This is a genomic window from Streptomyces cinerochromogenes, from assembly GCF_014648635.1.
GTDB classification, from domain to species: Bacteria; Actinomycetota; Actinomycetes; order Streptomycetales; family Streptomycetaceae; genus Streptomyces; species Streptomyces cinerochromogenes.
The window spans coordinates 167,111-191,438 of the sequence record NZ_BMRM01000007.1 but is presented as its reverse complement, the minus strand read 5'-3'; the positions used below and the strand labels follow the sequence as shown (position 1 = coordinate 191,438).

Below are 24,328 nucleotides of genomic sequence, written 5' to 3'. Positions count from 1 at the left end.
GCCGGGGTGCCGCGACATGCCGTCGGGCGGCTGCGGGGCCGTCGTGGCCGCTCGCGCGGTTCCCCGCGGCCCTTCGGGCGCTGTCAGGCCAGGCCCGCCACCAGTTCCCCGATGTCCTTGCGACGGCCCGTGTAGAACGGGATCTCCTCGCGGACGTGCATGCGGGCCTCGGAGGCGCGGAGGTGGCGCATGAGGTCGACGATGCGGTACAGCTCGTCGGCCTCGAAGGCCAGGATCCACTCGTAGTCGCCGAGCGAGAACGAGGCGACCGTGTTGGCGCGCACGTCGGGGTAGCCGCGGGCCATCTTGCCGTGGTCGGCGAGCATGCGGCGGCGGTCCTCGTCGGGCAGCAGGTACCAGTCGTAGGAGCGCACGAAGGGGTAGACGCTCACGTAGGTGCGGGGCGTCTCGTCGGCGAGGAACGCCGGGATGTGCGAGCGGTTGAACTCGGCCGGCCGGTGCAGCGCCATGTTCGACCACACGGGCGTGAGCGCGCGGCCCAGCTTCGTGCGGCGGAAGAGGTTGTACGCCTCCTGGAGCTGGTCGCTGGTCTCGGCGTGCCACCAGATCATCAGGTCGGCGTCGGCGCGCAGGCCGGAGACGTCGTAGGTGCCGCGGATCGTCACGTCCTTGGCGGCGAGCTGGTCGAACAGCTCCTGGACCTCGTCGGCGTATCCCGAGCGGTCCTCCGGCAGCACGTCCTTCAGCTTGAAGACCGACCAGAGGGTGTAGCGGATGACCTCGTTGAGGTCCTTGGCCAGCTTGCCCTTGTTCGGGATCCTGCCGGACTCGGTGGTGGGGGCGTCGTCACTCATGCCCCCTATTCTCCCGCCCCGCCGTGCAGGCTCTGCACCGGGTTGGCGGTCAGCTCCGCCACTCCGGCCGGGTCGCCGGCCAACTGGTCCACCGCCGCGTACGCGCTCGCGATGCAGGCGGGGATGCCCACGCCGTCGTACTGGGCGCCGCACACCGCGAGGCCGGGCAGCTTGGCGACGTGCCCGCGGATCCGCGCCACGCGCGCGTGGTGCCCCACCGGGTACTGGGGCAGGCCGTCGGTCCAGCGGGTGACCCGGGTCCGAAGCGGTGCCGCGTCCAGGCCGGTGGCCTCGCGCAGGTCACGGCGGGAGACCTCCACGAGGTCGGCGTCGTCCCGGCCGAGGATCTCCGTCTCGCCGTGGCGGCCCACGGACGTGCGCAGGACGACCACGTCCGGGTCCTCCTCGGCGATCCACCCCCACTTGTGGGAGGCGAAGGTGGAGGCCTTGATGGTGCGGCCGTCGACGGGCGGCACCAGGAAGCCGCTGCCCTCGGGCAGGCGCAGGCCGCTGCGCCGGTAGGCGAGGGTGATCAGGGCCATCGAGGCGTACTCGACGGCGGACAGCTCGGCGGCGGCCCCCGGGGACTCGGCGCGCAGCAGCCCGGCGGCGGCCGGGGCGGGGACGGCGACGATCACGGCGTCGGCGTGCAGCACGCGCTCACCGGTGGTGATCCGCCAGCCGCCGGCCGGCTCGCGGCGCAGCTCCCGCGCGGGTGTCCCGGTGAGGATCTCTCCGCCCCGCGCGCGCACCGACTCGGCGACCGCGAGCGGCAGCCGCCCGATCCCGCCGGCGATGCCCATGAAGACCGGCCCGGTCTGCTGCTGCGCGGCGGCCTTCGCCTGGATCTCCCGGACGCCCTCGGTGAGGGAGGTGTGGGTGCGCGCGGCCTGGAAGAGCTGGGGGACGGCCGAGCGCATCGAGATGCGGTACGCGTCGCCCGCGTAGACCCCGCCGAGCAGGGGTTCGACCAGGCGGTCGACGACCTCGCGGCCGAGCCGGGCCGCCACGTACTCCCCCACGGCCACGTCGTCGCCGGTCTCGGTGCGGGGCAGGTCGGCGTCGCGCTCGATGCGGGCCAGCCCCTCGTCGGAGAGGACACCGGAGAGCGCGGCGGCGGTGCCGGGCACGCCCATGACATGCCCCTTGGGCATGGGCCGCAGGGCGCCCCGGGTCCAGATCGAGGCGGTCGCGGTGGCCGGCGGCTGCAGCGCCTCGCCGAGGCCCGCCTCGCGCGCGAGCGTCACCGCCTCCGGGCGGCGGGCGAGCATGGACTCGGCGCCCAGGTCGACGCGTACACCGGCGATCTCGCCGGGCAGCAGCTTGCCGCCGACCCGGTCGCCGGCCTCCAGCACGGTGACGCGCGCGCCGCACCCCAGCAGCCGGTGCGCGGCGGCCAGTCCGGCGATGCCGGCCCCGATCACGACGACGTGCCCCAAGCTCCTACCCGTTGCGCTCATGCCCCCCACTCTCTCAGACCCCGCTGACACCCCCGCCGGGAGGCGGTGTCCGTCACGCGTCCGAACCGTGACCGCCCGCACACCGCCGCCGTCAAACGTTTCCGCACCCCCCGCCGTCGAAGGACCGTCACCGCACGCAACCCACGGGGGTACCGCCCATGCGCACACCACGCACCGCCGACTCCACCCGCACCGCCGGCACTGCCGGCTCCACCGGCGCCGCCGGCACCGTCCGCTCCGCCGGCACCGTCCACTCCAAGCCCTCCGCCCACTCCATCCGTTCCGCCCGCTCCGAACGTTCCGCCCGCTCCGAACGGCCCCTCCGCGCCCTGGCCGGGATCCTGCTCGTCGCGTCCCTGGCGCTCGCCGGATGCGGTGGCGCGGACGACTCGGGCGGCGAATCCGCCAAGGCCGCCTCGGGCTCGCGGGCCCAGCCGGCCGGCGCCCCCGGCCGCGGGGCGGACGAGGGGAACGGGAAGAACCCGCGCGCGACCCCCGTGCTCGCCCCGGGCTCGATCGTCCGGACCGCCTCCCTCACCGTCGAGGTCAAGGACGTGCCCAGGGCGCTCGATGCGGCCCGCACGACCGCCGAGGAGGCGGGCGGCTTCGTCGGCAGGGAGACGACGAGCCGGGACGCCGACGGCCACGAGCGCACCCGGGTGGTGCTGCGCGTACCCACCGAGCGGTACGACGAGGTCCTCACCGGCCTCCAGGGCACGGGCCGGGTGGTCGACCGCACGGCCAAGGCGGTCGACGTCAGCGACCAGGTCGTGGACGTGGACAGCCGGATCAGGTCGCAGCGGGCCAGCGTCGACCGGATCCGCGCGCTGATGGACAAGGCGGCCAAGCTGGGCGATGTCGTCGCCCTGGAGGGCGAGCTGAGCAGCCGTCAGGCCGACCTGGAGGCGCTGCTGGCCCGGCAGGCGTCCCTGAAGGACCGCACCGACCTGGCCACCGTCACCCTGTCGCTGTCCGAGACCCCGGTTCGGCAGGCGGACGGCACGCCGGGCGTCACGGACGCGCTGGCCGGTGGCTGGCACGTGTTCGTCACCATGCTGCGCTGGATCGTCCTCGCGCTCGGCGCCGCCCTGCCGTTCGCGGCCCTCGCCGCGCTCCTGGTGCTGCTGTGGCTGCGGGTCGTACGGCCCCGGCTGCCGCACCGCGCCGGGCCCGCGCCCGCGACGACCGCGCTCGGCCCGCTGCCGTCGGCCCGCCCGGCCCCGGACCCGGCGGAGGAGACCGGGCGGGACTGAAGTGCCCGCAGCCCGTAGCGTGTTCCCATGAGCATGAGCGAGGGGCGGGGCGGCAGGGAGCGGCTGGTCGTGGTCGGCGGCGATGCCGCGGGCATGTCCGCGGCATCGCAGGCACGGAGGCTGAAGGGCCCCGGGGAGCTGGAGATCGTGGCGTTCGAGCGCGGCCACTTCACCTCCTTCTCGGCGTGCGGGATCCCGTACTGGGTGGGCGGCGAGGTCCCCGAACGGGACCGGCTCATCGCGCGGACGCCCGAGGAGCACCGCGCGCGCGGGATCGATCTGCGGATGCGCACCGAGGTCACGGAGATCGACGTGCCCGGGCAGCGGGTACGCGCGCGTGACGTCGATTCCGGTGCCGAGTCCTGGACGCCGTACGACAAGCTCGTCATCGCCACCGGGGCCCGCCCGGTCCGCCCCGACCTTCCCGGTGTGGACGCCCCCGGCGTGCACGGCGTGCAGACACTGGACGACGGGCAGGCCCTGCTCGACACGCTGGCCCGCACACGGGGCCGCAGGGCGGTGGTCGTCGGGGCCGGTTACATCGGTGTCGAGATGGCCGAGGCGCTGATCAACCGGGGCTTCGAGGTGACGGTCGTCAACCGCGGCAAGGAGCCCATGTCGACACTCGACCCGGACATGGGCCGGCTGGTGCACCGGGCCATGGAGGGCCTCGGCATCACCATGGTCGACGACGCCGAGGTCACGAAGCTGCTCACCGGCGAGGACGGCCGGGTGCGGGCGGTGGCCACGGAGGACGCCGAGTACCCGGCGGACGTGGTGGTCCTGGGCATCGGCGTCCGCCCGGAGACCACCCTCGCCCGCGCGGCCGGACTGCCGCTCGGCGCCCACGGCGGTCTGCTCACCGACCTCGCGATGCGGGTGCGCGGGCACGAGAACATCTGGGCGGGCGGCGACTGCGTGGAGGTGCTCAACCTGGTCTCCGGGCAGGTGCAGTACGTGCCGCTCGGCACCCACGCCAACAAGCACGGCCAGGTCATCGGCACCAACGCCGGCGGCGGTTACGCCACCTTCCCCGGGGTCGTCGGCACGGCGGTCAGCAAGGTCTGCGACCTGGAGATCGCCCGGACCGGGCTGCGGGAGAAGGACGCCCGCCGCGCCGGCCTGCGCTTCGAGACGGTCACCGTCGAGTCGACCAGCCGCGCCGGCTACTACCCCGGTGCCGCCCCCATGACGGTCAAGATGCTCGCCGAGTCCCGCACCGGCCGGCTGCTCGGTGTGCAGATCGTCGGCCGGGAGGGCGCGGCGAAGCGGGTCGACATCGCGGCGGTGGCGCTCACCGCGCAGATGACGGTGGAACAGATGACGGCGCTGGACCTGGGCTACGCCCCGCCGTTCTCACCGGTGTGGGACCCGGTACTGGTGGCGGCGAGGAAGGCGACGGCGAAGGTGCGGGCGGGCCGGCCGGCCTGAAGGGGCACGGGGAACCGCACCCCGCAGCACGACGAGCCACGCCGGCACCGCACCTCCGAGCGCGCCTAGGCCGTCCCGCTGATCCGCGGCAGCGACGTGACCGCGGAGGACACGGCCGCCGGCTGCTCCCCGGAGGGCTTCGCGTGCGTGGCCGTGGGACGGGTGGACCGCAGCCGGTAGCTCACCGCCTCGTCCAGCGTCACGGGCCGCTGCATCTGCGAGGCGAGCCGCCCGGCCTCCTGGCCGAGCCGCGCGACATCCTCCCAGGGGAGCCGTACCACCAGAGACAGCTCGGCCTCCCCGTCGGGCAGAGCGTGCATCACCGGAACCTGCGGAGCGTTCGTCATCGCCTGATCCTCACGTCGGTTGAGAAGGGATACGCACACCCGCCCGGCGGCGTTCACCGATTCGCACGGCCGATCGCGGGCACTACTCCTGTGTGGTCATCCCCGTGCATGACGTGAACCCGGTGCGCCGCACGCCCTGGGTGACGTACGCGCTCATCGCCGCCAACGTGCTGGTGTTCCTCACCACGCCCGGCATAGCCGGTTCCGTGGCCGGCAGCAGCGACCTGGCCCAGCTGTGCCACCTCCAGGCCTTCATGGACCACTACGCCGCGGTCCCCCGCGAACTGATCCACCATCAGATGCCCCGGGTGGTGCCGACCGGAGGCATCGGTGTGGGCCCGCACGGCCCGGGCTGTGTCGTGGCACCGCCCGCGTACGACAAGTCCCCCGCGCTGTCGGTCTTCACGGCGATGTTCCTGCACGGCGGCTGGCTGCACCTGCTCGGCAACATGCTCTTCCTGCTGATCTTCGGCAACAACGTCGAGGACCGGATGGGCCACATCCGCTACTTCCTCTTCTACGTCGTCTGCGGCTACGCGGCCGGCTACGGCTTCGCGCTGCTCAACAACACCTCCGGTGAGCCCCTGATCGGCGCGTCCGGCGCGATCGCCGGGGTTCTCGGCGCCTATCTGGTGCTCTACCCGAAGGCCAGGGTGTGGGTCCTGGTGCCGTTCCTGGTGTTCCTGCCGCTGCGCCTGCCCGCCTGGCTGGTGCTGGGCTTCTGGTTCGGGCTCCAGGCGGTGTACTCGTCCGGGCACGGGGTGTCCGGGGCGGGCACGGTGGCGTACGCGGCGCACGTGGTCGGCTTCGTGGCGGGCATGCTGTTCGCCTGGCCGCTCAAGCCCGGTACGCCGCCCCCGCCGGAGCCGCCCGGCCTGCTGTTCGGCAGGCGCGCGCGGCCCCACTACTCGTGGTGAGCCGGCCGGCGGCTCAGCGTGCGGTGGCGGTGTGGACGTACTCCACGAGCCGGGTCAGCGCGTCCGGATCGGTGTTCGGCATGACGCCGTGGCCGAGGTTGAAGACGTGCCCCTCCAGGCCGGCGGCGGCGTCGAGCACCTCGCGGGCCTTGGCGGCGACGGTGTCCTTGTCGGTGAACAGGACGGTCGGGTCCAGGTTGCCCTGGAGCGCCTTGCCGGGGCCCACGCGGCGGGCGGCCTCGTCCAGCGGGACGCGCCAGTCGACGCCGACGACGTCCGCGCCGGCCTCGCCCATGAGCTTCAGCAGCTCGCCGGTTCCCACACCGAAGTGGATGCGCGGGACGCCGTACCCGGCGACCGCGTCGAAGACCTTCGCGGAGGCGGGCATGACCGAGTTCCGGTAGTCCGCTGGGGCCAGTGCGCCGGCCCAGGAGTCGAAGAGCTGGACGGCGCTCGCGCCGGCCTCGATCTGGATCTTCAGGAAGGCGGCCGTGATGTCGGCGAGCCGGTCCAGCAGGTCGGCCCACAGCTCGGGGTCGCCGTACATCATCGCCTTGGCGTTCTCGTACGTGCGCGAGGGACCGCCCTCGACCAGGTAGCTCGCGAGGGTGAACGGCGCGCCCGCGAAGCCGATCAGCGGGGTGGCTCCCAGCTCGCGGGTGAGCAGGCCGATGGCCTCGGTGACGTACGGGACGTCCTCGGGGGTGAGGTCGCGCAGCCGGGCCAGGTCGGCGCGGGTGCGGACGGGCTGCTCGACGACCGGGCCGACACCGGGCTTGATGTCGAGGTCGAGACCGATGGCCTTCAGCGGGACGACGATGTCGCTGAAGAAGATCGCCGCGTCCACGTCGTGCCGGCGCACCGGCTGGAGCGTGATCTCGGTGACCAGCTCGGGCCGCATGCAGGACTCCAGCATCGGCACGCCCTCGCGCACCTTGCGGTACTCGGGCAGGGAGCGGCCGGCCTGGCGCATGAACCACACGGGGGTGTGCGGCACGGGCTCGCGCCTGCACGCCCGGAGGAAGGCGCTGTCGTACGTCGCTGTCGGCTGCGGGGTCTCGTTGGCGGTCACGAGGCAAGTTTCGCATGCCGCCGAAAGCGGTCTCCGCCCGGTGTGCGGGCCGCCGCCGGAGCGCGACCGCCCGGGGCCGCCGACTGTGTCTTGCCCTGCACCGGGCCCCGCTTCCCCTTACTCTTCCCCGCATGGCTGCGGCTCACGGACGAATGTCGGACAGCGCTGACGGAACGGGCGACGTGAAGGACACCGAGGAGGCGGACGGGCACCCGGGTGCCTCGGGTCCGCCGGCTTTCCGCACCGCGGTCGAGGCCCTGCGCGGCTGCCGGCTGAGGCCGCAGGTGGAGGTGGAGCCGACGCCCGCCCCGCAGCGGCTCGCGCCGTACGCGTACGCGCTGGAGGCGGTGGTGGTCGACGGCGAGCAGGAGCTGGCCGACGGGCGGCTGGTACTGCTGCACGACCCGGCCGGGCACGAGGCCTGGCGGGGCACGTTCCGGCTGGTGACGCTGGTACGCGCGGAGCTGGAGCCGGAGATGGCGGCGGATCCGCTGCTGCCGGAGGTGTGCTGGTCGTGGCTGACCGGGGCGCTGGGGGCGCGCGGGCTGGGCTACGGCGAGCCGAGCGGCACGATCACGCGTGCCAGTTCGCACTACTTCGGGGGGCTCGCCGAGCGGCCGGCCGCCTCGCAGATCGAGATCCGGGCGTCGTGGACGCCGCGGGAGGGGCTCGGCGGGGTGCCGGACACCGCCGCGCACCTGGCCGCGTGGTGCGATCTGCTGGCGCAGGTGGCGGGTCTGCCGCCGGCCGGTCCGGGGGACGCGTCGGTGGTGACCCTGCCGCAGCGCCGGGGTCCACAGTCGCGTTGACCGGTCACCCGCGAAACGCCCTGTTGACCATCTCTTTGTCGATACGGCCACTTTCCGTACTCGAATCGCACCCGCTCGAACCGACTCGATCTTCGGGTGATCGATCGCGTGTCCGAATTGCACAGATTGTTACTCACTAGATCGTGATCATTCTCTAAAGGCGGACGAGTTTGCTGCCGAAGACGACTGTGACCTTGAAAGCACGGTTCGTCCCGGCTTCATCCCCACAAGCCGGCCCCGTCCCCCACCCAGGAGGCCTGGTGTCCGTTCTCCTCGAGCAACCCGCAAGCCTGGTCGCCTACCGCCCGAACAAGCCGACCGCCATGGTGGTCGTGGCCGACCCCCGCGTCCGCTCCACCGTCACCCGCCATCTGTGGGCGCTCGGCGTGCGCGATGTCATCGAGGCCTCGTCCATCGCGGAGGCTCGTCCCCGCATCGGCAACCCGCGCGACATCTGCGTCGCCGACGTCCACCTCCCCGACGGCTCCGGCCTCACCCTGCTGTCCGAGACCCGCGCCGCGGGCTGGCCCAACGGACTCGCCCTGTCCGCCGCCGACGACATCGGCGCGGTCCGCAACGCCCTGGCCGGGGGCGTCAAGGGCTACGTCGTCACCGGGACCCGCACCAACATCGGGCTCCCCACCCGACCCGGTGCCTCCCCCCTCGGCGGCGCCGCCCGCATGCACCGCCGCCCCCCGGGTGCCCCGAGCCACCCGGGCGGCTACCGCGAGCTGTCCGGACGCGAGGTCGAGGTGCTGCGGCTGGTCGCGGAGGGCCAGTCGAACAAGGCGATCGGCGTGTCCATGGGCCTGTCCGCCCTCACCGTGAAGAGCCACCTCGCCCGCATCGCCCGCAAGCTCGGCACGGGCGACCGCGCCGGCATGGTCGCCGTGGCCCTGCGCACCGGGATCATCCACTGAGCCGCATCCCCCACTGAGCCCACCCGATACCCCTTTCGACGGAATCCCGCGTTCACTCACGTGAACCGGTCCGTGCCCCGATCTGACTGGTTTACGACCCTCCCGCGCCCGTCGACGGAACGTTCCGTCGACGGGCGCCGTCCACACACGGATACCCTTGACAGGTGACCGACGCCCAAGACACCGCAGCAGACAGCTCCCTGCGTATCTCCGGAGGCACCCCTCCGGACGACGCCGGATCTTCTGTGACGGGGGCGCCGACTCCGTTGCTCGAACCCCGCGAGGGCATTCCGCCCGTGGTCGCCGACGAGGCCGGCCTCGCACAGGTGACCGCCGCGTTCGCCGCGGGCTCCGGCCCGGTCGCCGTGGACGCCGAGCGCGCCTCCGGCTACCGCTACGGCCAGCGCGCGTACCTGGTGCAACTGCGCCGCGAGGGCGCCGGGACCGCGCTGATCGACCCGGTCGCCTGCCCCGACCTGTCCGGTCTCGGCGAGGCCCTGTCCGGCGTCGAGTGGGTGCTGCACGCGGCCACCCAGGACCTGCCGTGCCTGCGCGAGATAGGCATGGTCCCGACCCGCCTGTTCGACACCGAGCTGGCCGGCCGGCTCGCCGGGTTCCCCCGGGTCGGCCTCGGCGCGATGGTGGAGGGCGTGCTCGGCTTCGTCCTGGAGAAGGGGCACTCCGCCGTCGACTGGTCGACCCGGCCGCTGCCCGAGCCCTGGCTGCGGTACGCCGCGCTCGACGTCGAACTGCTCGTCGACCTGCGGGACGCCCTGGAGAAGGAGCTGGACCGGCAGGGCAAGCTGGAGTGGGCGCTCCAGGAGTTCGAGGCGATCGCGGGCGCGCCGCCCGCCGAGCCCCGGAAGGACCCCTGGCGCCGGACGTCCGGGATGCACAAGGTGCGCCGCCGCCGGCAGCTCGCCGTCGTCCGGGAGCTGTGGCAGACACGCGACCGGATCGCCCAGCGCCGGGACGTGTCGCCGGGCAAGGTGCTCAGCGACGCGGCCATCGTGGAGGCCGCGCTGGCCCTGCCGGGCAATGTGCACGTCCTCGCCGGGCTGAACGGGTTCGGGCACCGGATGGGGCGGCGCCAGCTGGAGCAGTGGCAGGCCGCGGTCGACCGGGCCAAGGCCCTGCCCGACAGCTCCCTGCCGCAGCCGGGCCAGCCGGTGACCGGGCCGCCGCCGCCGCGGGCCTGGGCCGACAAGGATCCGGCCGCCGCGGCCCGGCTGTCCGCCGCGCGGGCGGGGGTGACCGCTCTGGCCGAGCGGCTGAACATGCCCCAGGAGAACGTGATCTCTCCGGACACGGTCCGCAGGATCTGCTGGGAGCCGCCGAAGGTCGTCGACACCGAATCCGTGGCGGCGGCGCTGGCCGGGTACGGCGCGCGGGCATGGCAGGTGGAGCTGGTGACGCCGGTGCTGGTGGACGCGCTGATGGCGAAGGACGCCTAGGGCGTTTCGTTTGGATCAGGTCGGATCAGGCCGCGGCGTCCGGTGCGGTGCATCGCAAGGCGGAGGATCACCCGCGTACTGGGCGTACTCGGGTGGTCCGACAACGCGGCGAGGTGCCGTGCCGGGCGTCGCGGACCCGGGCTGATCCAAACGAAACCCCCTGGGCACTGCGGACCGGCGTCGGCAGGATCACCGGGGTGGTGCCCGCCGAGACGACCTCCCGGTGGGCGCCGTGGGGGCCGCGGAAGCGGAACAGGGACGTCGAGATCACGCCAAGATCCTGGGAGGGCTTGGAGAGGAAGGGGAGGGAGAAGCCGTTGCGGACGGCGATCCCCTTCACGATCACCACCGTCGCGATCGCAGGACCGCGCCGCCGATGGCGGACACCACGACGCAGGGGCTCGACGGCTCCGCCGAAGGTGTGACCTTCACCGCTCCCCCCGGCAGGACTGTGCAGCTACGTTACTCATAAGTAGCATGGGCTCTGAGCGCGCGCTCAGCGCAACGCAGCAGTGCCATCCCGCATCTGGAGGAGAGCCATCGTGCCTCGTACCGTCAGGGACGTCGTCTTCGTCGACGGCGTCCGCACCCCGTTCGGCAAGGCGGGCCCGAAGGGCATCTACCACGAGACCCGCGCCGACGACCTTGTCGTGAAGGCGATCCGGGAGCTGCTGCGCCGCAACCCCGGTCTGGACCCGAAGAAGATCGACGAGGTCGCCATCGCCGCGACCACGCAGATCGGTGACCAGGGCCTGACCCTCGGCCGCACGGCCGGCATCCTCGCCGGTCTGCCGCAGTCCGTGCCCGGCTACTCGATCGACCGCATGTGCGCCGGCGCCCTGACCGCCGTGACGACCACCGCCGGTTCGATCGCCTTCGGTGCCTACGACGCCGTCATCGCCGGTGGCGTCGAGCACATGGGCCGCCACCCGATGGGCGAGGGCGTCGACCCGAACCCGCGGTTCGTGAGCGAGAAGCTGGTCGACGAGTCGGCCCTGTTCATGGGCATGACCGCGGAGAACCTGCACGACCGCTACCCGCAGATCACCAAGCTGCGCGCGGACGAGTACGCGGTGCGCTCGCAGGAGAAGGCCGCCAAGGCCTACGCCAACGGCAAGATCCAGCAGGACCTGGTGCCGATCTCGGTGCGCCGCACCAACCCCGAGGGCGGCGAGACCGGCTGGGGCCTGGTCACCGCCGACGAGCCGATGCGCCCGGGCACGACCCTGGAGAACCTCCAGAGCCTGAAGACGCCGTTCCGCGTCCACGGCCGGGTCACCGCCGGTAACGCGGCCGGTCTGAACGACGGTGCGACCGCCTCGATCATCGCCTCCGAGGACTTCGCCCGCGAGAACAACCTGCCGGTCAAGATGCGCCTGGTCTCCTACGCCTTCGCGGGCGTCGAGCCGGAGGTCATGGGCTACGGCCCGATCCCGGCCACGGAGAAGGCCCTCGCCAAGGCGGGCCTGTCCATCTCCGACATCGGCCTGTTCGAGATCAACGAGGCCTTCGCCGTCCAGGTGCTGGCCTTCCTCGACCACTACGGCATCGCGGACGACGACGAGCGCGTCAACCAGTACGGCGGCGCCATCGCCTTCGGCCACCCGCTGGCCTCCTCCGGCGTCCGTCTGATGACGCAGCTGGCCCGCCAGTTCGAGGAGCAGCCGCACGTCCGCTACGGCCTGACCACCATGTGCGTCGGCTTCGGCATGGGCGCGACGGTCATCTGGGAGAACCCGCACTTCGAGGGGGACAAGTGAGCACCACCGCCGAGCTTCTGAAGCAGGCCTCGGACCTGTTCCCCGACGAGGTCGTGACGTCCGCGCACGTACGCCACTTCGACCTGCCGTTCGGCGCCGGCCGCTTCGCGCTGATCACGCTGGACAACGGCCTGGACCACACCAAGCCGACCACCTTCGGCCCGGCCTCGCTGGCGAACCTCGACGCCGCGATCGACCAGGTCGAGAAGGAGGCCGCGGACGGCGACATCGTCGGCGTCGGCATCACCGGCAAGCCGTTCATCTTCGCGGTCGGCGCCGACCTCAAGGGCGTCGAGCTGCTGAAGGAGCACGAGCACGCGCTCGCCATCGGCAAGGGCGGCCACGAGGTCTTCAAGCGCCTGGCGAAGCTGGCCGTGCCGACCTTCACGTACTACAACGGCGCGGCGATGGGCGGCGGCGTCGAGGTCGGCCTGCACTGCACCTACCGGACCGTCTCCAAGGCGATCCCGGCGTTCTCGCTGCCCGAGGTCTTCCTCGGTCTGGTCCCCGGCTGGGGCGGCTGCACCCTGCTGCCGAACCTGATCGGCGCCGACAAGGCCGTCTCGGTCATCATCGAGAACAGCCTGAACCAGAACAAGCAGCTCAAGGGCCAGCAGGTCTTCGACCTCGGGATCGCGGACGCGATCTTCGAGGGCGCCGACTTCCTGGAGCAGTCGCTGCTGTGGACCGCCCAGGTCCTCAAGGGCGACGTCACGGTCGAGCGTCCGGTGATCGACCGCGGCGAGGCCTGGGACCAGGCCGTCGCCAAGGGCCGCTTCATCGCGGACGGCAAGGTGCACGGGGCCGCTCCGGCCGCCTACCGCGCCCTGGACATCATCGCCGCCGCCAGGAACGAGGACCTCCAGCAGGGCTTCGACGCCGAGGACCAGGCCCTCGCCGACCTGATCATGGGCGGCGAGCTGCGTGCCGGCATCTACGCCTTCAACCTCGTCCAGAAGCGCGGCAAGCGTCCCGCCGGCGCCCCGGACAAGAACCTGGCCCGCCCGGTCACCAAGGTCGGTGTCGTCGGCGCCGGTCTCATGGCCTCCCAGCTGGCGCTGCTCTTCCTGCGCCGCCTCGAGGTGCCGGTCGTGCTGACCGACATCGACCAGGAGCGCGTCGACAAGGGCGTGGGCTACGTCCACGCCGAGATCGACAAGCTGCTCGGCAAGGGCCGGATCAACCAGGACAAGGCCAACCGCCTGAAGGCGCTGGTCACCGGTGTCCTGGACAAGGCCGAGGGCTTCGCGGACGCCGACTTCGTCATCGAGGCCGTGTTCGAGGAGATCGGCGTCAAGCAGCAGGTGTTCGCGGAGGTCGAGGCGGTCGCCCCGGCGCACGCGATCCTCGCCACCAACACCTCCTCGCTGTCGGTCACCGAGATGGCGTCGAAGCTGAAGCACCCCGAGCGGGTCGTCGGCTTCCACTTCTTCAACCCGGTGGCCGTCCTCCCGCTGCTGGAGATCGTCCGCGGCGAGAAGACCGACGACGCGTCCCTGGCGACCGCGTTCGCCGTGGCCAAGAAGCTGAAGAAGACCGCGGTGCTGGTCAAGGACGCCCCGGCGTTCGTCGTGAACCGCATCCTGACCCGCTTCATGGGCGAGATCCAGAACGTCATCGACGAGGGCACCCCGGTCGAGGTCGCCGAGAAGGCCGTCGAGCCGCTCGGTCTGCCGATGTCCCCGCTGGTGCTGCTGGAGCTGGTCGGCCCGGCGATCGGCCTGCACGTCTCCGAGACGCTGCACGGCGCGTTCCCGGACCGCTTCACGGTCTCCCCGAACCTCAAGGCGGTCGTGGAGGCGGGCAAGCGCGGCTTCTACGTCTACGACAGCGGCAAGCCGGAGCTGGACCCGGAGGTCGCCGCGCTGCTGAAGCAGGGCGACACCGTCCTCACCGAGGAGCAGGTCCGCGCCCGCGTCCTGGACGCGGTGGCCCAGGAGATCGGCCTGATGCTCGACGAGGGCGTCGTCGCCGAGGCCCAGGACATCGACCTGTGCCTGATCACGGGCGCCGGCTGGCCCTTCCACCTGGGCGGCATCACGCCGTACCTGGACCGTGAGGGCGTCTCGGAGCGGGTGAACGGCAAGAAGTTCCTGGCTCCGGGCGTGGCGAGCGTGCCCGCGTAACACCCGGTGACACCGAGAAGGGCCCCCGCAGCTGCGGGGGCCCTTCCGTGTGCGGGGCCCTTCCCCGTGCGGGGTCAGACCTCGCGCCACGCCTCCAGCGCCAGCCCCGGCTCGTCCTTGCGCCGGGTCAGCAGGAGCCGTCCGGTCGACGGGGACAACGTTGCCGCCGCCACCCGGCCGTCCGCGTCCGTCGTCAGGGACACCAGCGCGTCCAGCGGGAGTTCGGGGCCCGACTCGGTCCACCAGGCGCCCGCCGACTCCAGCTCGGTCGGGTACGCGGCGAAGGCGACCCGGCGGCTCGCCGACCGCTGGACCAGCAGGGTGCAGTCGTGGCCGTCCAGTTCGCAGCGGACCGCCGACACCGGGCCGGAACCGGCCGCGGGCAGCAGGGTGACCGGTTTGCCGCCCGGGCGCCAGGCGCACAGGTCGCCGGAGGTGTCGGTGTAGAAGACGGTCGTACGGTCCGGGGAGGTGGCCAGCGCGCGCAGGGTCCCCGGGCGGACCGGTGCCTGGAGCGACTCCTGGAGCACGGGCTGGGCGCCGGGCTGCTCCTGACGCCAGTACAGCAGGCCCTGCGGGACGGCCGCGTACAGCTCGACCCGGCCGGACTCCCCGGTCACGGCGGCGAGTCGGTCCTGGACCTCCTTGCCCTTGAGGTCCCGCCAGGGGTCCCAGCCGCCCTTCTCCTTCTGGGCGAGCATGCTCACGCCGCCGCCCTTGTTGCGGACGAAGACATGGGCGCGGCCCTGGGCGTCCACCGCGACGGCGGGCGTACCGGTCCGGTCGCCCTTCTTGTTCGGGTGGCCGACCGGGTTCCAGTCCAGGGCCGCCAGGTGCGGGCGGAAGTGCGTGGAGTGCACCAGTCCCGACTCGCCCTTGACGGTGGGCCGCCAGGAGACCAGGTGGGCATAGCTGTCGGCGCCCTGGCCGACGGCCAGGACGGAGTGGAGCCGCTGCTCGCCGCCCACCCTGCGGGGAGCGGACCAGGGGCCGCCGGGGCCGCGCTCCGCCCGGCACAGGACGGCGTCGCCCGACAGCTGGTAGACACTGAGCCGGCCGTCTCGGCCGCGAAGGAGCCAGTCGCCGTTCACCGGTTCACTTTAAGCCGCCCGGTGGAGGGACGGGGGGCCCGGGCCCCGCCCCGGCGGCGTGGGAACCTTGCCGTATGACGGACCCCCTGGACGCCCCGCTCTCCCCCGCCCCGCTGCTCGTCGTCGTGGACGGCGCGAACGTCGTCGGTTCCCGGCCCGACGGCTGGTGGCGGGACCGCCGGGGCGCGGCCGAGCGGCTGCGGGACCGGCTGGCGGGCGAGGGGCTGCCCGGGCACCCGGGGCCGGTGGAGATCGTGCTCGTGGTCGAGGGCGCGGCGCGGGGCGTGGCGTCCGTGCCCGGCGTCCGGGTGGAGCCGGCGCCGGGCAGCGGGGACGACCGGATCGTGGAGCTGGTCGCCCGGAACCCCGGCCGGGCCCGCCTGGTGGTCACCGCCGACCGGGAGCTGCGCCGCCGGGTGACGGAGCTGGGGGCGGAGGTGGCGGGGCCGCGTACGGTCCTGGGCTGAACCGGGCCCGCTGTGCGGCCGGCACCCGGGCGTACAGCACCGCCCCGTCGACCCGGCCCACCTCCTCGTAGCCGGCGGCCAGCAGCCGGCGCAGCGTGGGCAGGCGGCCGGGGGTGTACGGCTTGCCCCGGGAGTCGTCGACGACCAGGACGGGGGCGTGCGCGGCCATCTCCCTGCGGAAGACCGGCCAGGCGCCGGCGACGGCGTACTCCTCGCCGACCCGGGGGCCGTCCCGGCCGCCGCTGTAGTTGGTGAGCAGGCCCGCGGTGAGGTAACGGGTGGCGGGGGTGCGGCCGGCCAGCCAGTACGTCTCCGGGTGTATGCCCCAGACCAGGACCCGGTCGGCGGGCGCCGTGCGGTGCGCGAGGGCGGCCGCCAGCCGCTCGGCGTGGGTGAGTTCGGGGCGCGGGGCGAGCAGGCCCCAGCCGAGGAAGAGGGCGCAGGCGCCGGCCGAGGTGAGGACGGCGGCCAGGTGCCGCTCCTGGGGCAGGGCGTGCAGCGCGGCGGTGGCGAGCAGCGCGAGCGGCGGGGTGAGCTGCAGGTAGTAGTGGCCGAAGAAGTGGCAGCCGAGGGCCACCGCGAGAGCCGAGGCGGCCAGCCACAGCCACAGCCACAACTCGGCCGCCGTGGTACGGGCGGTGCGCACGGCGCGTACGACCGGCGGGAGCAGCCCCGCCGACGCGACCGCCAGGATCACGGCGTTGGTCAGCGCGCGGGCCAGGACGTGGAGTTCGGAGCCGGTGACGGAGGCGTAGGCGGCGGAGCCGGTCACCGTCCAGAACAGGAAACCGGCCGGATCCGTCGCCAGGGCCGCGCCGAGCACGGGTACGGCGCATCCGGCCGCGAGCCGCGGCAGGCCCGCGCGGGTGCCGCCGCGCCGGTGCAGCAGCCAGAGCACCGGCAGCAGGACCGCGCCGCCGGTCTGCTTGGTCAGGAACGCGGCGGCGACGGCGGCTCCGGCCGCGCCCCAGCGCCCCCGGTCGGCGCACCACAGGGCGGCGGCCGTCCAGGGCAGCATGAACACCTCGAAGGTGGCGGCCTGCGCGTCCTCCGGGTTGAGCCCGACCGAGACCAGCAGGTACAGCACCCCGGCGGTGCGGCCGGCGCGGTCGCCCCAGCGGCGGCGGGCCAGGGAGGCCAGCAGGACGGCGGTGAGCAGCTGGGCGAGGACGGCGAGCACCCGGAGCGGGGTCAGGGAGCCGGAGCCGCAGAGCGCGAACGCGGCCTGGTACAGCCAGGGCAGCAGAGGCGGCTTGCGGTCCACGACCGTCTCGTACAGCTGTCCGCCCTGGGCGAGCAGCCGGGCCTGTACGGCGAGGAAGCCCTCGTCCGGGTTCCACAGCGGCCGGGCGAAGGAGGGGATCCGGGTGAGGCAGGCCAGGGCGGTCAGGAGGGGCAGCACCCGCACCCAGTACGCCGTCCGGGTGACCGTGGTCCGTGCGGGGGCGAGCGGGGCGGCGAGCATGGTCCGCACGCTATCCGGCCCCGCGGTCCCGGCCGAAGCGGGACATACGGGGCCGGAGCGGGAGTCTGCGGGGGCGCTCCCCGTTCTGCCGCGTGCCGCGGCTCGGCTACTCCCCCTTCTCGCGCGGCTCGTGCATGACCTCGCCGGCCGCGGTCTGCTCGCGCCGGCCGAGGCGGCTGTGCGAGGCGCCGTAGAAGAAGTAGACGAAGAAGCCGATGACCATCCAGATGGCGAACCGGATCCAGGTCTCGGCGGGCAGGTTGAGCATCAGCCACAGCGTGGCGCACACGGAGACGATCGGGACGACCGGGACCCAGGGGGTGCGGAAGGCGCGGGGCAGGTCCGGGCGGGTCCTGCGCAGGATGATCACGCTGATCGCGACGACGACGAACGCGAAGAGCGTGCCGATGTTCACCAGCTCGGCCAGTTCGCTCAGGCTGGTGAAGCCGGCCACGACCGCGATGACCCCACCGAGCAGGATGGTCGACCGGTACGGGGTGCGGAACTTCGGGTGGGTGTGCGAGAAGAACCGGGGCAGCAGCCCGTCGCGGCTCATCGCGAAGAAGACCCGGGACTGGCCGAGCAGCAGGATCATGCAGACCGTGGTCAGGCCGACGGCCGCGCCGAAGCTGATCAGGCCCGCGAACCAGGGGTGCCCCGTGGCCTTGAACGCGTCGGCGAGCGGCGCCTTCACGGACAGCGCGCTGTACTTCTGCATGCCGGTCACGACGATCGCCACGGCGACGTAGAGGGCGGTGCAGATGATCAGGGAACCCAGGATGCCGCGCGGCACGTCACGCTGCGGGTTCCGGGTCTCCTCGGCGGCGGTGGCGACGACGTCGAAGCCGATGAACGCGAAGAACACCACGGACGCCGCGGTGAAGATGCCCATGACGCCGAAGTTGGAGGGCGCCCAGCCGAACATCAGCTGGATCAGGGGGGCCTTGAGGTTGCCGCGGGCCTCCGCCGACTCGGCCTTCGGGATGAACGGGTCGTAGTTGCCGCTGTGGATGAAGAAGGCACCCGCGATGATCACGACGAGGACCACGGCCACCTTGATCGCGACGACCACGGAGGTGACCCGCGCGGAGAGCTTCATGCCCACGACGAGGATCGCGGTGAGCAGCAGTACGAGGGCCGAGGCGAGGATGTCGAACCCGAAGCCGTGGGCGCCGTCCCTGCCGGAGAGCGCCTCGGGCAGGTGCCAGCCCGCGTTGTCGAGCAGCGAGTGGATGTAGCCGGACCAGCCGACCGCCACCACCGCCGTGCCCAGCGCCAGTTCCAGGACCAGGTCCCAGCCGATGATCCAGGCGGGGAGTTCGCCGAGCGAGGCGTAGGAGAAGGTGTAGGCGGAGCCCGCGACGGGGAGCGTGGAGGCGAATTCGGCGTAGCAGAGGGCGGCGAGCGCGCAGACGACACCGGCCACGACGAAGGACAGGGCCACGGCGGGGCCCGCGGTGTTCTTGGCGGCCGTGCCGGTGAGGACGAAGATGCCGGTGCCGATGATCACACCGACGCCGAAGACGGTCAGGTCCAGGGCGGTCAGCGACTTCTTGAGCGAATGCTCGGGTTCCTCGGTGTCCAGGATGGACTGCTCGACGTTCTTCGTGCGGAACAGCGCGTTGCTCACGTGCCTGCCTCCCACGCTTGTGAGACCTCGATATGGCTCAACATGATCGAGAGGGTCGGGGAGCGTATTCCCCGGCACAGGCAGGTTCACGCAAACGGGCCGGTTCCGCCACCGGGAGGTGCGGCGGAACCGGCCCGCAGGGGCACTTTCCGGTCGTGTTCTAGTCGCGCGCGGGCTCCACGGAGTCCACCGCGCCGGCGGTCCGGTCGAACCGGCCGTCGATCCGCGCGACCAGCCCGGTGACCTGGCGGGCGATGTCCGGCGCGGTCAGCCCGATCTCGGCGAGCACCTCGGCGCGGGAGGCGTGGTCGAGGAAGCGCGGCGGGATGCCGAAGTCGCGCAGCGGCACGTCCACCCCCGCGTCCCTGAGGGCCTGGGCGATGGCGGAGCCGACGCCGCCGACGCGGCTGTTGTCCTCGACGGTGACGACGACCCGGTGGCGCTCGGCGAGCGGGGCCATGGCCTCGTCGACGGGCTTGACCCAGCGGGGGTCGACGACGGTGGTGGAGATGCCCTGCCTGTCCAGCAGCTCGGCGATCTCCAGGCACATCGGGGCGAGGGCGCCCACGGAGACCAGCAGCACGTCCGGCCGGTCGGTGCCCGGCTCGCGGAGCACGTCCATGCCCCCGACCCGGCCCACGGCGGGTACGGCGGGGCCGACGGCGCCCTTGGAGAAGCGGACCACGGTCGGCGCGTCCTCGACGGCGACGGCCTCGCGCAGCTGGGCCCGCACCTGTTCGGCGTCGCGCGGCGCGGCGAGCCGCAGCCCCGGCACCACCTGGAGGATCGACATGTCCCACATGCCGTTGTGGGAGGCGCCGTCGGTGCCGGTGACGCCGGCCCGGTCCAGCACGAAGGTCACCCCGCACTTGTGCAGGGCGACGTCCATGAGGACCTGGTCGAAGGCGCGGTTGAGGAAGGTGGCGTACACGGCGAAGACCGGGTGGAGCCCGGCGTACGCCAGGCCGGCGGCGGAGACGGCGCCGTGCTGCTCGGCGATCCCGACGTCGTACACGCGCTCGGGGAACCGCTTGGCGAACTTGTCGAGGCCGACGGGCTGGAGCATGGCCGCAGTGATCGCGACGACGTCCTCGCGCTCCTCGCCGAGCTTGACCATCTCCTCGCCGAAGACGGAGGTCCAGTCGGCGCCGGAGGAGGCGATCGGCAGCCCGGTGTCCGGGTGGATCTTGCCGACGGCGTGGAAGCGGTCGGCCTCGTCCTGGAGGGCGGGCTGGTAGCCGCGGCCCTTCTCGGTCAGGCAGTGCACGATGACGGGGCCGCCGAAGCGCTTGGCCCGGGCCAGCGCCGACTCCAGCGCCTCGATGTCGTGCCCGTCGATCGGGCCGACGTACTTCAGCCCCAGGTCCTCGAACATGCCCTGCGGGGCGATGAAGTCCTTCAGCCCCTTCTTGGCGCCGTGCAGCGTCTCGTACAGCGGCTTGCCGACGACCGGGGTGCGGTCGAGGATGTCCTTCGTCCGGGCGAGGAACCGCTCGTAGCCGTCGGTGGTGCGCAGCGTCGCCAGGTGGTTGGCGAGCCCGCCGATGGTCGGGGCGTAGGAGCGCTCGTTGTCGTTGACGACGATGACCAGCGGCCGGTCCTTGGCCTCGGCGATGTTGTTGAGCGCCTCCCAGGCCATACCGCCGGTCAGGGCGCCGTCACCGATCACGGCGACCACATGGCTGTCGCGTTCGCGCAGCTGGTTGGCCTTGGCGATGCCGTCGGCCCAGCCGAGCACGGTGGAGGCGTGGCTGTTCTCGATGACGTCGTGCTCGGACTCGGCCTGCGAGGGGTAGCCCGACAGGCCGCCCTTCATCTTCAGCCGCGAGAAGTCCTGCCGGCCGGTGAGCAGCTTGTGCACGTAGGACTGGTGGCCGGTGTCCCACAGCACCTTGTCCCTGGGGGACTCGAAGACCCGGTGCAGGGCGATGGTCAGCTCCACCACACCGAGGTTGGGGCCCAGGTGCCCGCCGGTCTTGGAGACCTCCTGGACGAGGAAGGTCCGGATCTCCTCCGCCAGCTGGTCCAGCTCCTCCAGGCTGAGCCGGTCCAGATCGCGCGGTCCCCTGATGCGGGTCAGCAGCGGCACCCGTGCCTCCTTGCAGTAGAGCTGATCGAGCTGTGGCGGGCTTGGACGAGTCTAATGTTCCGTCCTCGCGCCCGATGGCCGGGCGGGGGGTCATGCCTCACGCGAACGGCTGTACCCGTGCGGCCGGCCTCACTCATCACGGAAGGCTGCCTGTCGGCCGCGGAGCCGGTGAGGTCCGGCCCCGCGGCGGCCCTCCTATTCCAGGTGCATGCCCAGGATGTGGGCGAAGGCCCGCCACTTACTGGTGGCGAACTCCCTGTTGATCGCATCCGGGATAGTGGGGTGGGTGACGGTCGCGTATACCTTCAGACGCAGGAATCCTTGCTTGTCATCGTAGAAGCGGAACCGGACCATCGAGTCCTTGCCGTCGAAGTGCCCCTTCTGCGCGAGGAAGAACCAGGTGTACTTGTAGCTGTTGCTCTTGTGGTAACGGACCGGGGCGTTCTTGCACCCGAGGTGGCCGATGCCACAGGCCTTGAGCTTGATGTACTGGTTCTCCTTGGGGAACTTCTTCGGTGCGCCGTCCACTGGGAAGCTGCAGTTGAAGCAGCGGTGCAGTTCGTCCCATGCCTTCTTGGGCTTGAGCTTCAACTTCCGTACGTCTTTCGCGCCCACCCGCTCGCCGACGAAAAAGTCGACATCATACAGGACACGATCAGTGGCTTGCGGCGTGACCGGCGCCTGCCGGGCGGCCGCGGCGGGATGACCGGCCTCGGTGTCCGCCAGCGCGGGCGCCGTCAAGAACGTGGTCACCATGAGCACGGCAGACCCTGCGGCTGCCAGAATTTTCTTCATACATTCCACCCCGTTCATTGCGGGCCGACAGGCGTCCCGCACCCGATCATGAAGCAGGTGGATTATCACACCGGACCTGACTGACTGACAATTCCGTTTGCAGTCACGGGAGATGGGGCCGTACCAGACGGGAGGGTGCAGCACAGTCACCCGAACCGACGCCCGCCGATGCGGAGCGGGACTGACCCGGCGCCTGGAAGGCGCCGGGGCAGTCCCGCTTTCGCTCTGTTTGTCCCCACTCAGGCGCGACCAGCGGTCTTCTGCGTCTTGCGGGTGATCGAGTCGATCACGACCGTGGTGAGCAGGACCGCCGCGGTGATCATGTACTTCACCGGCTCCGCGATGGACTGCAGCTGCAGCCCGTACTGGATGGACACGATCACCAGCACACCCAGCAGCGCGTTCCACGTACGGCCACGCCCGCCGAACAGCGACGTACCGCCGATGACCGCCGCGGCGATCGCGTTCATCAGCAGGTCACCCGTGCCGGCGCTCTGGTTCGCCGAGGCGATCTTCGAGGCCAGGAACAGACCGCCGACCGCCGCGAAGCCACCGGAGATCGCGAAGACGGAGATCCGCACCGCCGTGACGTTGATACCCGCACGCCGGGACGCCTCGACGCTGCCGCCGAGCGCGAAGATCTTGCGGCCGTAGGCGGTGCGCCGCAGCACGAAGTCGGTCGCGACCAGGAAGGCGAGGAAGATCACCGTGGCCAGCGGCAGACCCTTGTACTGGTTGTACATGTAGGCCGCGGCGAAGGCGATGACGGCCAGCAGCACCGTCCGCAGCACGGTGTCGCTGAGCGGCCGGGACGGGACGCCCGCGGCCTCCCGGCGCTTGTTGCCGAGGAAGGAGGTGAGGAAGAACACGGCGACCACGACCACGGCAAGCCCGTACGCGGCGGCGATGTCCGAGAAGTAGTACGTGGTCAGCTTGGCGACCAGGCCGTCGCCGTCGAGGTTGATCGTGCCGTCCTCGCCGAGCACCTTCAGCATGAAGCCGAGCCAGAACAGCAAGCCGGCCAGCGTGACGGCGAAGGCGGGGGCGCCGAGCACCGCGAAGAAGAAGCCGTGCAGCGCGCCGATGGCGACACCGGCACCGATGGCGAGGAGGACTGCCGCCCACTCCGGCCAGCCCTGATTGACCGCCAGGACGGCCATGAGGGCGCTGGCCGCGCCGCTGACCGAGCCGACCGACAGGTCGATCTCGCCGAGCAGCAGCACGAAGACGATGCCGACCGAGATCATGCCCGTGCCGACCATCGTGACGGTGACGTCGTTGATGTTCTGCGCGGACAGGAAGTTCGAGTTCAGCACCTGGAAGATCACGCAGATGATCGCGAGGCCGACGACGACCGGCAGGGAGCCCAGCTCACCGGCTTTCATCTTGCGCTTGAACTCGCCCCAGTAGCCGAGCAGGCCCTGCTCGCGCACGAGCAGGCGGGGGTCGACGGCGGTAACCGCGTCGGCTGCGGCCTCCGGGTTGACGACCGGGGCGTCCTGCGGCTCGTCGGACGTCTTGTCGACGTTCGCGGAGGTCTTGTCGATGCTCACTTGGAAACCTCCCCGGTCGTGCGCGCCGCACGGCGGGTCACGGCGTTGTCGGTGGCGCCGGTGATGGCGGAGATGATCTCCTCCTGGGAGGTCGTCTTGACCTCGAAGACGCCGTTGTTGCGGCCGAGGCGCAGGACGGCGACCTTGTCCGCCACGGCCTTCACGTCCGCCATGTTGTGGCTGATGAGGATGACGGCGTGGCCGCGCTCGCGCAGCCGCTCCACGAGGTCGAGGACCTGGGCGGTCTGCTCGACGCCGAGGGCGGCGGTCGGCTCGTCCAGGATGACCAGCTTGGGGTCGCCGAGCATGGAGCGGGCGATGGCCACGGTCTGGCGCTGGCCGCCGGAGAGCGAGGCGATCGGGATGCGGACGCTCGGGATGCGGATCGACAGCGTGGTGAGCAGCTCGCGGGCGCGGCGCTCCATCTCGACCTCGTCCAGGACTCCCCACTTCCTCAGCTCACGGCCGAGGAACAGGTTGCCGACGACGTCGATGTTGTCGCACAGCGCGAGGTCCTGGTAGACCGTCGCGATGCCCAGCGCCTGGGCGTCGTGCGGGCGGCTGATCGAGACGGGCTTGCCGTCCCACTCGATGACGCCCTCGTCGATGGGGTGGACGCCGGCGATCGTCTTGACCAGCGTGGACTTTCCGGCGCCGTTGTCGCCGACCAGGGCGACCACCTCACCGGCGTGGACCTCAAGCTCTACGTCGGTAAGCGCCTGAACGGCACCGAACCGCTTGGAGACCCCGCGCAACGCCAGCACGGGCGTAGCGGACACGTGAACCATCTCCTTCGCCGCCTGACCCGGCGGGAGGTTGTGCAGAAAGATGCAGGGTGGGTGGGTTGGGGACAACCCGTGGGTGGTTGGGGGCA

The 24,328-nt window shown here is 72.1% G+C and carries 20 protein-coding genes and 1 pseudogene; 9 read left to right on the top strand and 12 right to left on the bottom strand.

Features of this window, described 5'->3' with window-relative positions; all coding sequences use genetic code 11:
- Positions 1–83 precede the first annotated feature (83 nt).
- Together hemQ and hemG are read right to left on the bottom strand one after the other, a co-directional pair.
- On the bottom strand, positions 84–815 hold the full coding sequence (gene hemQ, locus IEZ20_RS15830) for a hydrogen peroxide-dependent heme synthase (RefSeq protein ID WP_189298802.1): 732 nt from the start codon (positions 813–815) through the stop codon (positions 84–86).
- Between the two features lie 5 nt (positions 816–820).
- On the bottom strand, positions 821–2,275 hold the full coding sequence (gene hemG, locus IEZ20_RS15825; protein WP_189298800.1) for a protoporphyrinogen oxidase: 1,455 nt from the start codon (positions 2,273–2,275) through the stop codon (positions 821–823).
- A 158-nt stretch (positions 2,276–2,433) separates the two neighbouring features.
- Between hemG and IEZ20_RS15820 the strand changes: the two genes are divergently transcribed.
- Together IEZ20_RS15820 and IEZ20_RS15815 are read left to right on the top strand one after the other, a co-directional pair.
- Positions 2,434–3,528: a DUF4349 domain-containing protein gene (locus IEZ20_RS15820; protein WP_189298798.1), complete on the top strand. Its 1,095-nt coding sequence runs from the start codon at positions 2,434–2,436 to the stop codon at positions 3,526–3,528.
- A gap of 27 nt (positions 3,529–3,555) precedes the next feature.
- Positions 3,556–4,959 (top strand): FAD-dependent oxidoreductase, encoded by a 1,404-nt coding sequence (locus tag IEZ20_RS15815; protein WP_189298796.1) that lies wholly within the window; start codon positions 3,556–3,558, stop codon positions 4,957–4,959.
- A 65-nt stretch (positions 4,960–5,024) separates the two neighbouring features.
- Here the strand turns inward: IEZ20_RS15815 and IEZ20_RS15810 are convergent, their stop codons facing one another.
- Positions 5,025–5,306, bottom strand: coding sequence for a hypothetical protein (locus IEZ20_RS15810; RefSeq protein WP_189298794.1), 282 nt, complete (start codon positions 5,304–5,306; stop codon positions 5,025–5,027).
- A gap of 92 nt (positions 5,307–5,398) precedes the next feature.
- On the opposite strand from IEZ20_RS15810, the gene IEZ20_RS15805 reads away from it, so the two are divergent.
- Positions 5,399–6,223, top strand: a complete 825-nt coding sequence (locus IEZ20_RS15805) for a rhomboid family intramembrane serine protease (RefSeq protein ID WP_189298792.1) — start codon at positions 5,399–5,401, stop codon at positions 6,221–6,223.
- Between the two features lie 13 nt (positions 6,224–6,236).
- Here the strand turns inward: IEZ20_RS15805 and hemE are convergent, their stop codons facing one another.
- Complete coding sequence (gene hemE, locus IEZ20_RS15800) at positions 6,237–7,295, bottom strand: uroporphyrinogen decarboxylase (protein ID WP_189298790.1); 1,059 nt, start codon at positions 7,293–7,295, stop codon at positions 6,237–6,239.
- A 131-nt stretch (positions 7,296–7,426) separates the two neighbouring features.
- On the opposite strand from hemE, the gene IEZ20_RS15795 reads away from it, so the two are divergent.
- From IEZ20_RS15795 to IEZ20_RS15785, 3 genes are all read left to right on the top strand, one after another.
- Positions 7,427–8,104: a DUF3000 domain-containing protein gene (locus IEZ20_RS15795; protein ID WP_189298788.1), complete on the top strand. Its 678-nt coding sequence runs from the start codon at positions 7,427–7,429 to the stop codon at positions 8,102–8,104.
- Positions 8,105–8,364: 260 nt separating this feature from the next.
- The gene (locus IEZ20_RS15790) at positions 8,365–9,024 is read left to right on the top strand and encodes a response regulator transcription factor (protein ID WP_189298786.1); all 660 of its coding nucleotides are present in this window, start codon (positions 8,365–8,367) and stop codon (positions 9,022–9,024) included.
- A gap of 164 nt (positions 9,025–9,188) precedes the next feature.
- On the top strand, positions 9,189–10,478 hold the full coding sequence (locus IEZ20_RS15785; RefSeq protein WP_189298784.1) for a ribonuclease D: 1,290 nt from the start codon (positions 9,189–9,191) through the stop codon (positions 10,476–10,478).
- Positions 10,479–10,656: 178 nt separating this feature from the next.
- Here IEZ20_RS15785 and IEZ20_RS40710 read toward each other — a convergent pair.
- Positions 10,657–10,842: pseudogene (locus tag IEZ20_RS40710) on the bottom strand (carbohydrate ABC transporter permease); the annotation flags it as partial.
- Between the two features lie 178 nt (positions 10,843–11,020).
- On the opposite strand from IEZ20_RS40710, the gene IEZ20_RS15775 reads away from it, so the two are divergent.
- Positions 11,021–12,238: a thiolase family protein gene (locus tag IEZ20_RS15775; protein WP_189298782.1), complete on the top strand. Its 1,218-nt coding sequence runs from the start codon at positions 11,021–11,023 to the stop codon at positions 12,236–12,238.
- The gene (locus IEZ20_RS15770) at positions 12,235–14,364 is read left to right on the top strand and encodes a 3-hydroxyacyl-CoA dehydrogenase NAD-binding domain-containing protein (protein WP_189298780.1); all 2,130 of its coding nucleotides are present in this window, start codon (positions 12,235–12,237) and stop codon (positions 14,362–14,364) included. The genes IEZ20_RS15775 and IEZ20_RS15770 overlap by 4 nt, the downstream gene beginning before the upstream one ends.
- A 74-nt stretch (positions 14,365–14,438) precedes the next feature.
- Here the strand turns inward: IEZ20_RS15770 and IEZ20_RS15765 are convergent, their stop codons facing one another.
- Complete coding sequence (locus IEZ20_RS15765; protein ID WP_189298778.1) at positions 14,439–15,455, bottom strand: PLL family lectin; 1,017 nt, start codon at positions 15,453–15,455, stop codon at positions 14,439–14,441.
- Positions 15,456–15,529: 74 nt separating this feature from the next.
- On the opposite strand from IEZ20_RS15765, the gene IEZ20_RS15760 reads away from it, so the two are divergent.
- Positions 15,530–15,922, top strand: coding sequence for a PIN domain-containing protein (locus IEZ20_RS15760; protein WP_189298775.1), 393 nt, complete (start codon positions 15,530–15,532; stop codon positions 15,920–15,922).
- Here the strand turns inward: IEZ20_RS15760 and IEZ20_RS15755 are convergent.
- The 6 genes from IEZ20_RS15755 to IEZ20_RS15730 all read right to left on the bottom strand — a co-directional run bounded on the left by IEZ20_RS15755 (position 15,843) and on the right by IEZ20_RS15730 (position 24,242).
- Entirely contained in the window at positions 15,843–17,387 is a 1,545-nt protein-coding gene (locus IEZ20_RS15755) for an ArnT family glycosyltransferase (protein WP_229896084.1), read from the bottom strand. The genes IEZ20_RS15760 and IEZ20_RS15755 overlap by 80 nt on opposite strands.
- A 106-nt stretch (positions 17,388–17,493) precedes the next feature.
- Positions 17,494–19,017 carry an amino acid permease gene (locus IEZ20_RS15750; protein WP_189298773.1) on the bottom strand — a complete coding sequence of 508 codons (1,524 nt, stop codon included), beginning with the start codon at positions 19,015–19,017 and terminating at the stop codon, positions 17,494–17,496.
- Between the two features lie 160 nt (positions 19,018–19,177).
- On the bottom strand, positions 19,178–21,106 hold the full coding sequence (gene dxs, locus IEZ20_RS15745) for a 1-deoxy-D-xylulose-5-phosphate synthase (RefSeq protein ID WP_189298771.1): 1,929 nt from the start codon (positions 21,104–21,106) through the stop codon (positions 19,178–19,180).
- Between the two features lie 195 nt (positions 21,107–21,301).
- Positions 21,302–21,901, bottom strand: a complete 600-nt coding sequence (locus tag IEZ20_RS15740; protein ID WP_189298769.1) for a hypothetical protein — start codon at positions 21,899–21,901, stop codon at positions 21,302–21,304.
- 239 nt (positions 21,902–22,140) lie between these two features.
- Positions 22,141–23,454: a sugar ABC transporter permease gene (locus IEZ20_RS15735; protein ID WP_189298767.1), complete on the bottom strand. Its 1,314-nt coding sequence runs from the start codon at positions 23,452–23,454 to the stop codon at positions 22,141–22,143.
- The gene (locus tag IEZ20_RS15730; protein ID WP_189298764.1) at positions 23,451–24,242 is read right to left on the bottom strand and encodes an ATP-binding cassette domain-containing protein; all 792 of its coding nucleotides are present in this window, start codon (positions 24,240–24,242) and stop codon (positions 23,451–23,453) included. The genes IEZ20_RS15735 and IEZ20_RS15730 overlap by 4 nt, the downstream gene beginning before the upstream one ends.
- Positions 24,243–24,328: the final 86 nt, after the last annotated feature.

Bases quoted from the DNA above. Each gene is read 5' to 3' on its own strand.
- IEZ20_RS15810 (WP_189298794.1), bottom strand. From the start codon at position 5,306: ATGACGAACGCTCCGCAGGTTCCGGTGATGCACGCTCTGCCCGACGGG.
- IEZ20_RS15820 (WP_189298798.1), top strand. From the start codon at position 2,434: ATGCGCACACCACGCACCGCCGACTCCACCCGCACCGCCGGCACTGCC.
- IEZ20_RS15795 (WP_189298788.1), top strand. From the start codon at position 7,427: ATGGCTGCGGCTCACGGACGAATGTCGGACAGCGCTGACGGAACGGGC.
- IEZ20_RS15760 (WP_189298775.1), top strand. From the start codon at position 15,530: ATGACGGACCCCCTGGACGCCCCGCTCTCCCCCGCCCCGCTGCTCGTC.
- hemG (WP_189298800.1), bottom strand. From the start codon at position 2,275: ATGAGCGCAACGGGTAGGAGCTTGGGGCACGTCGTCGTGATCGGGGCC.
- IEZ20_RS15815 (WP_189298796.1), top strand. From the start codon at position 3,556: ATGAGCATGAGCGAGGGGCGGGGCGGCAGGGAGCGGCTGGTCGTGGTC.
- IEZ20_RS15755 (WP_229896084.1), bottom strand. From the start codon at position 17,387: ATGCTCGCCGCCCCGCTCGCCCCCGCACGGACCACGGTCACCCGGACG.
- hemQ (WP_189298802.1), bottom strand. From the start codon at position 815: ATGAGTGACGACGCCCCCACCACCGAGTCCGGCAGGATCCCGAACAAG.
- IEZ20_RS15730 (WP_189298764.1), bottom strand. From the start codon at position 24,242: ATGGTTCACGTGTCCGCTACGCCCGTGCTGGCGTTGCGCGGGGTCTCC.
- IEZ20_RS15740 (WP_189298769.1), bottom strand. From the start codon at position 21,901: ATGAAGAAAATTCTGGCAGCCGCAGGGTCTGCCGTGCTCATGGTGACC.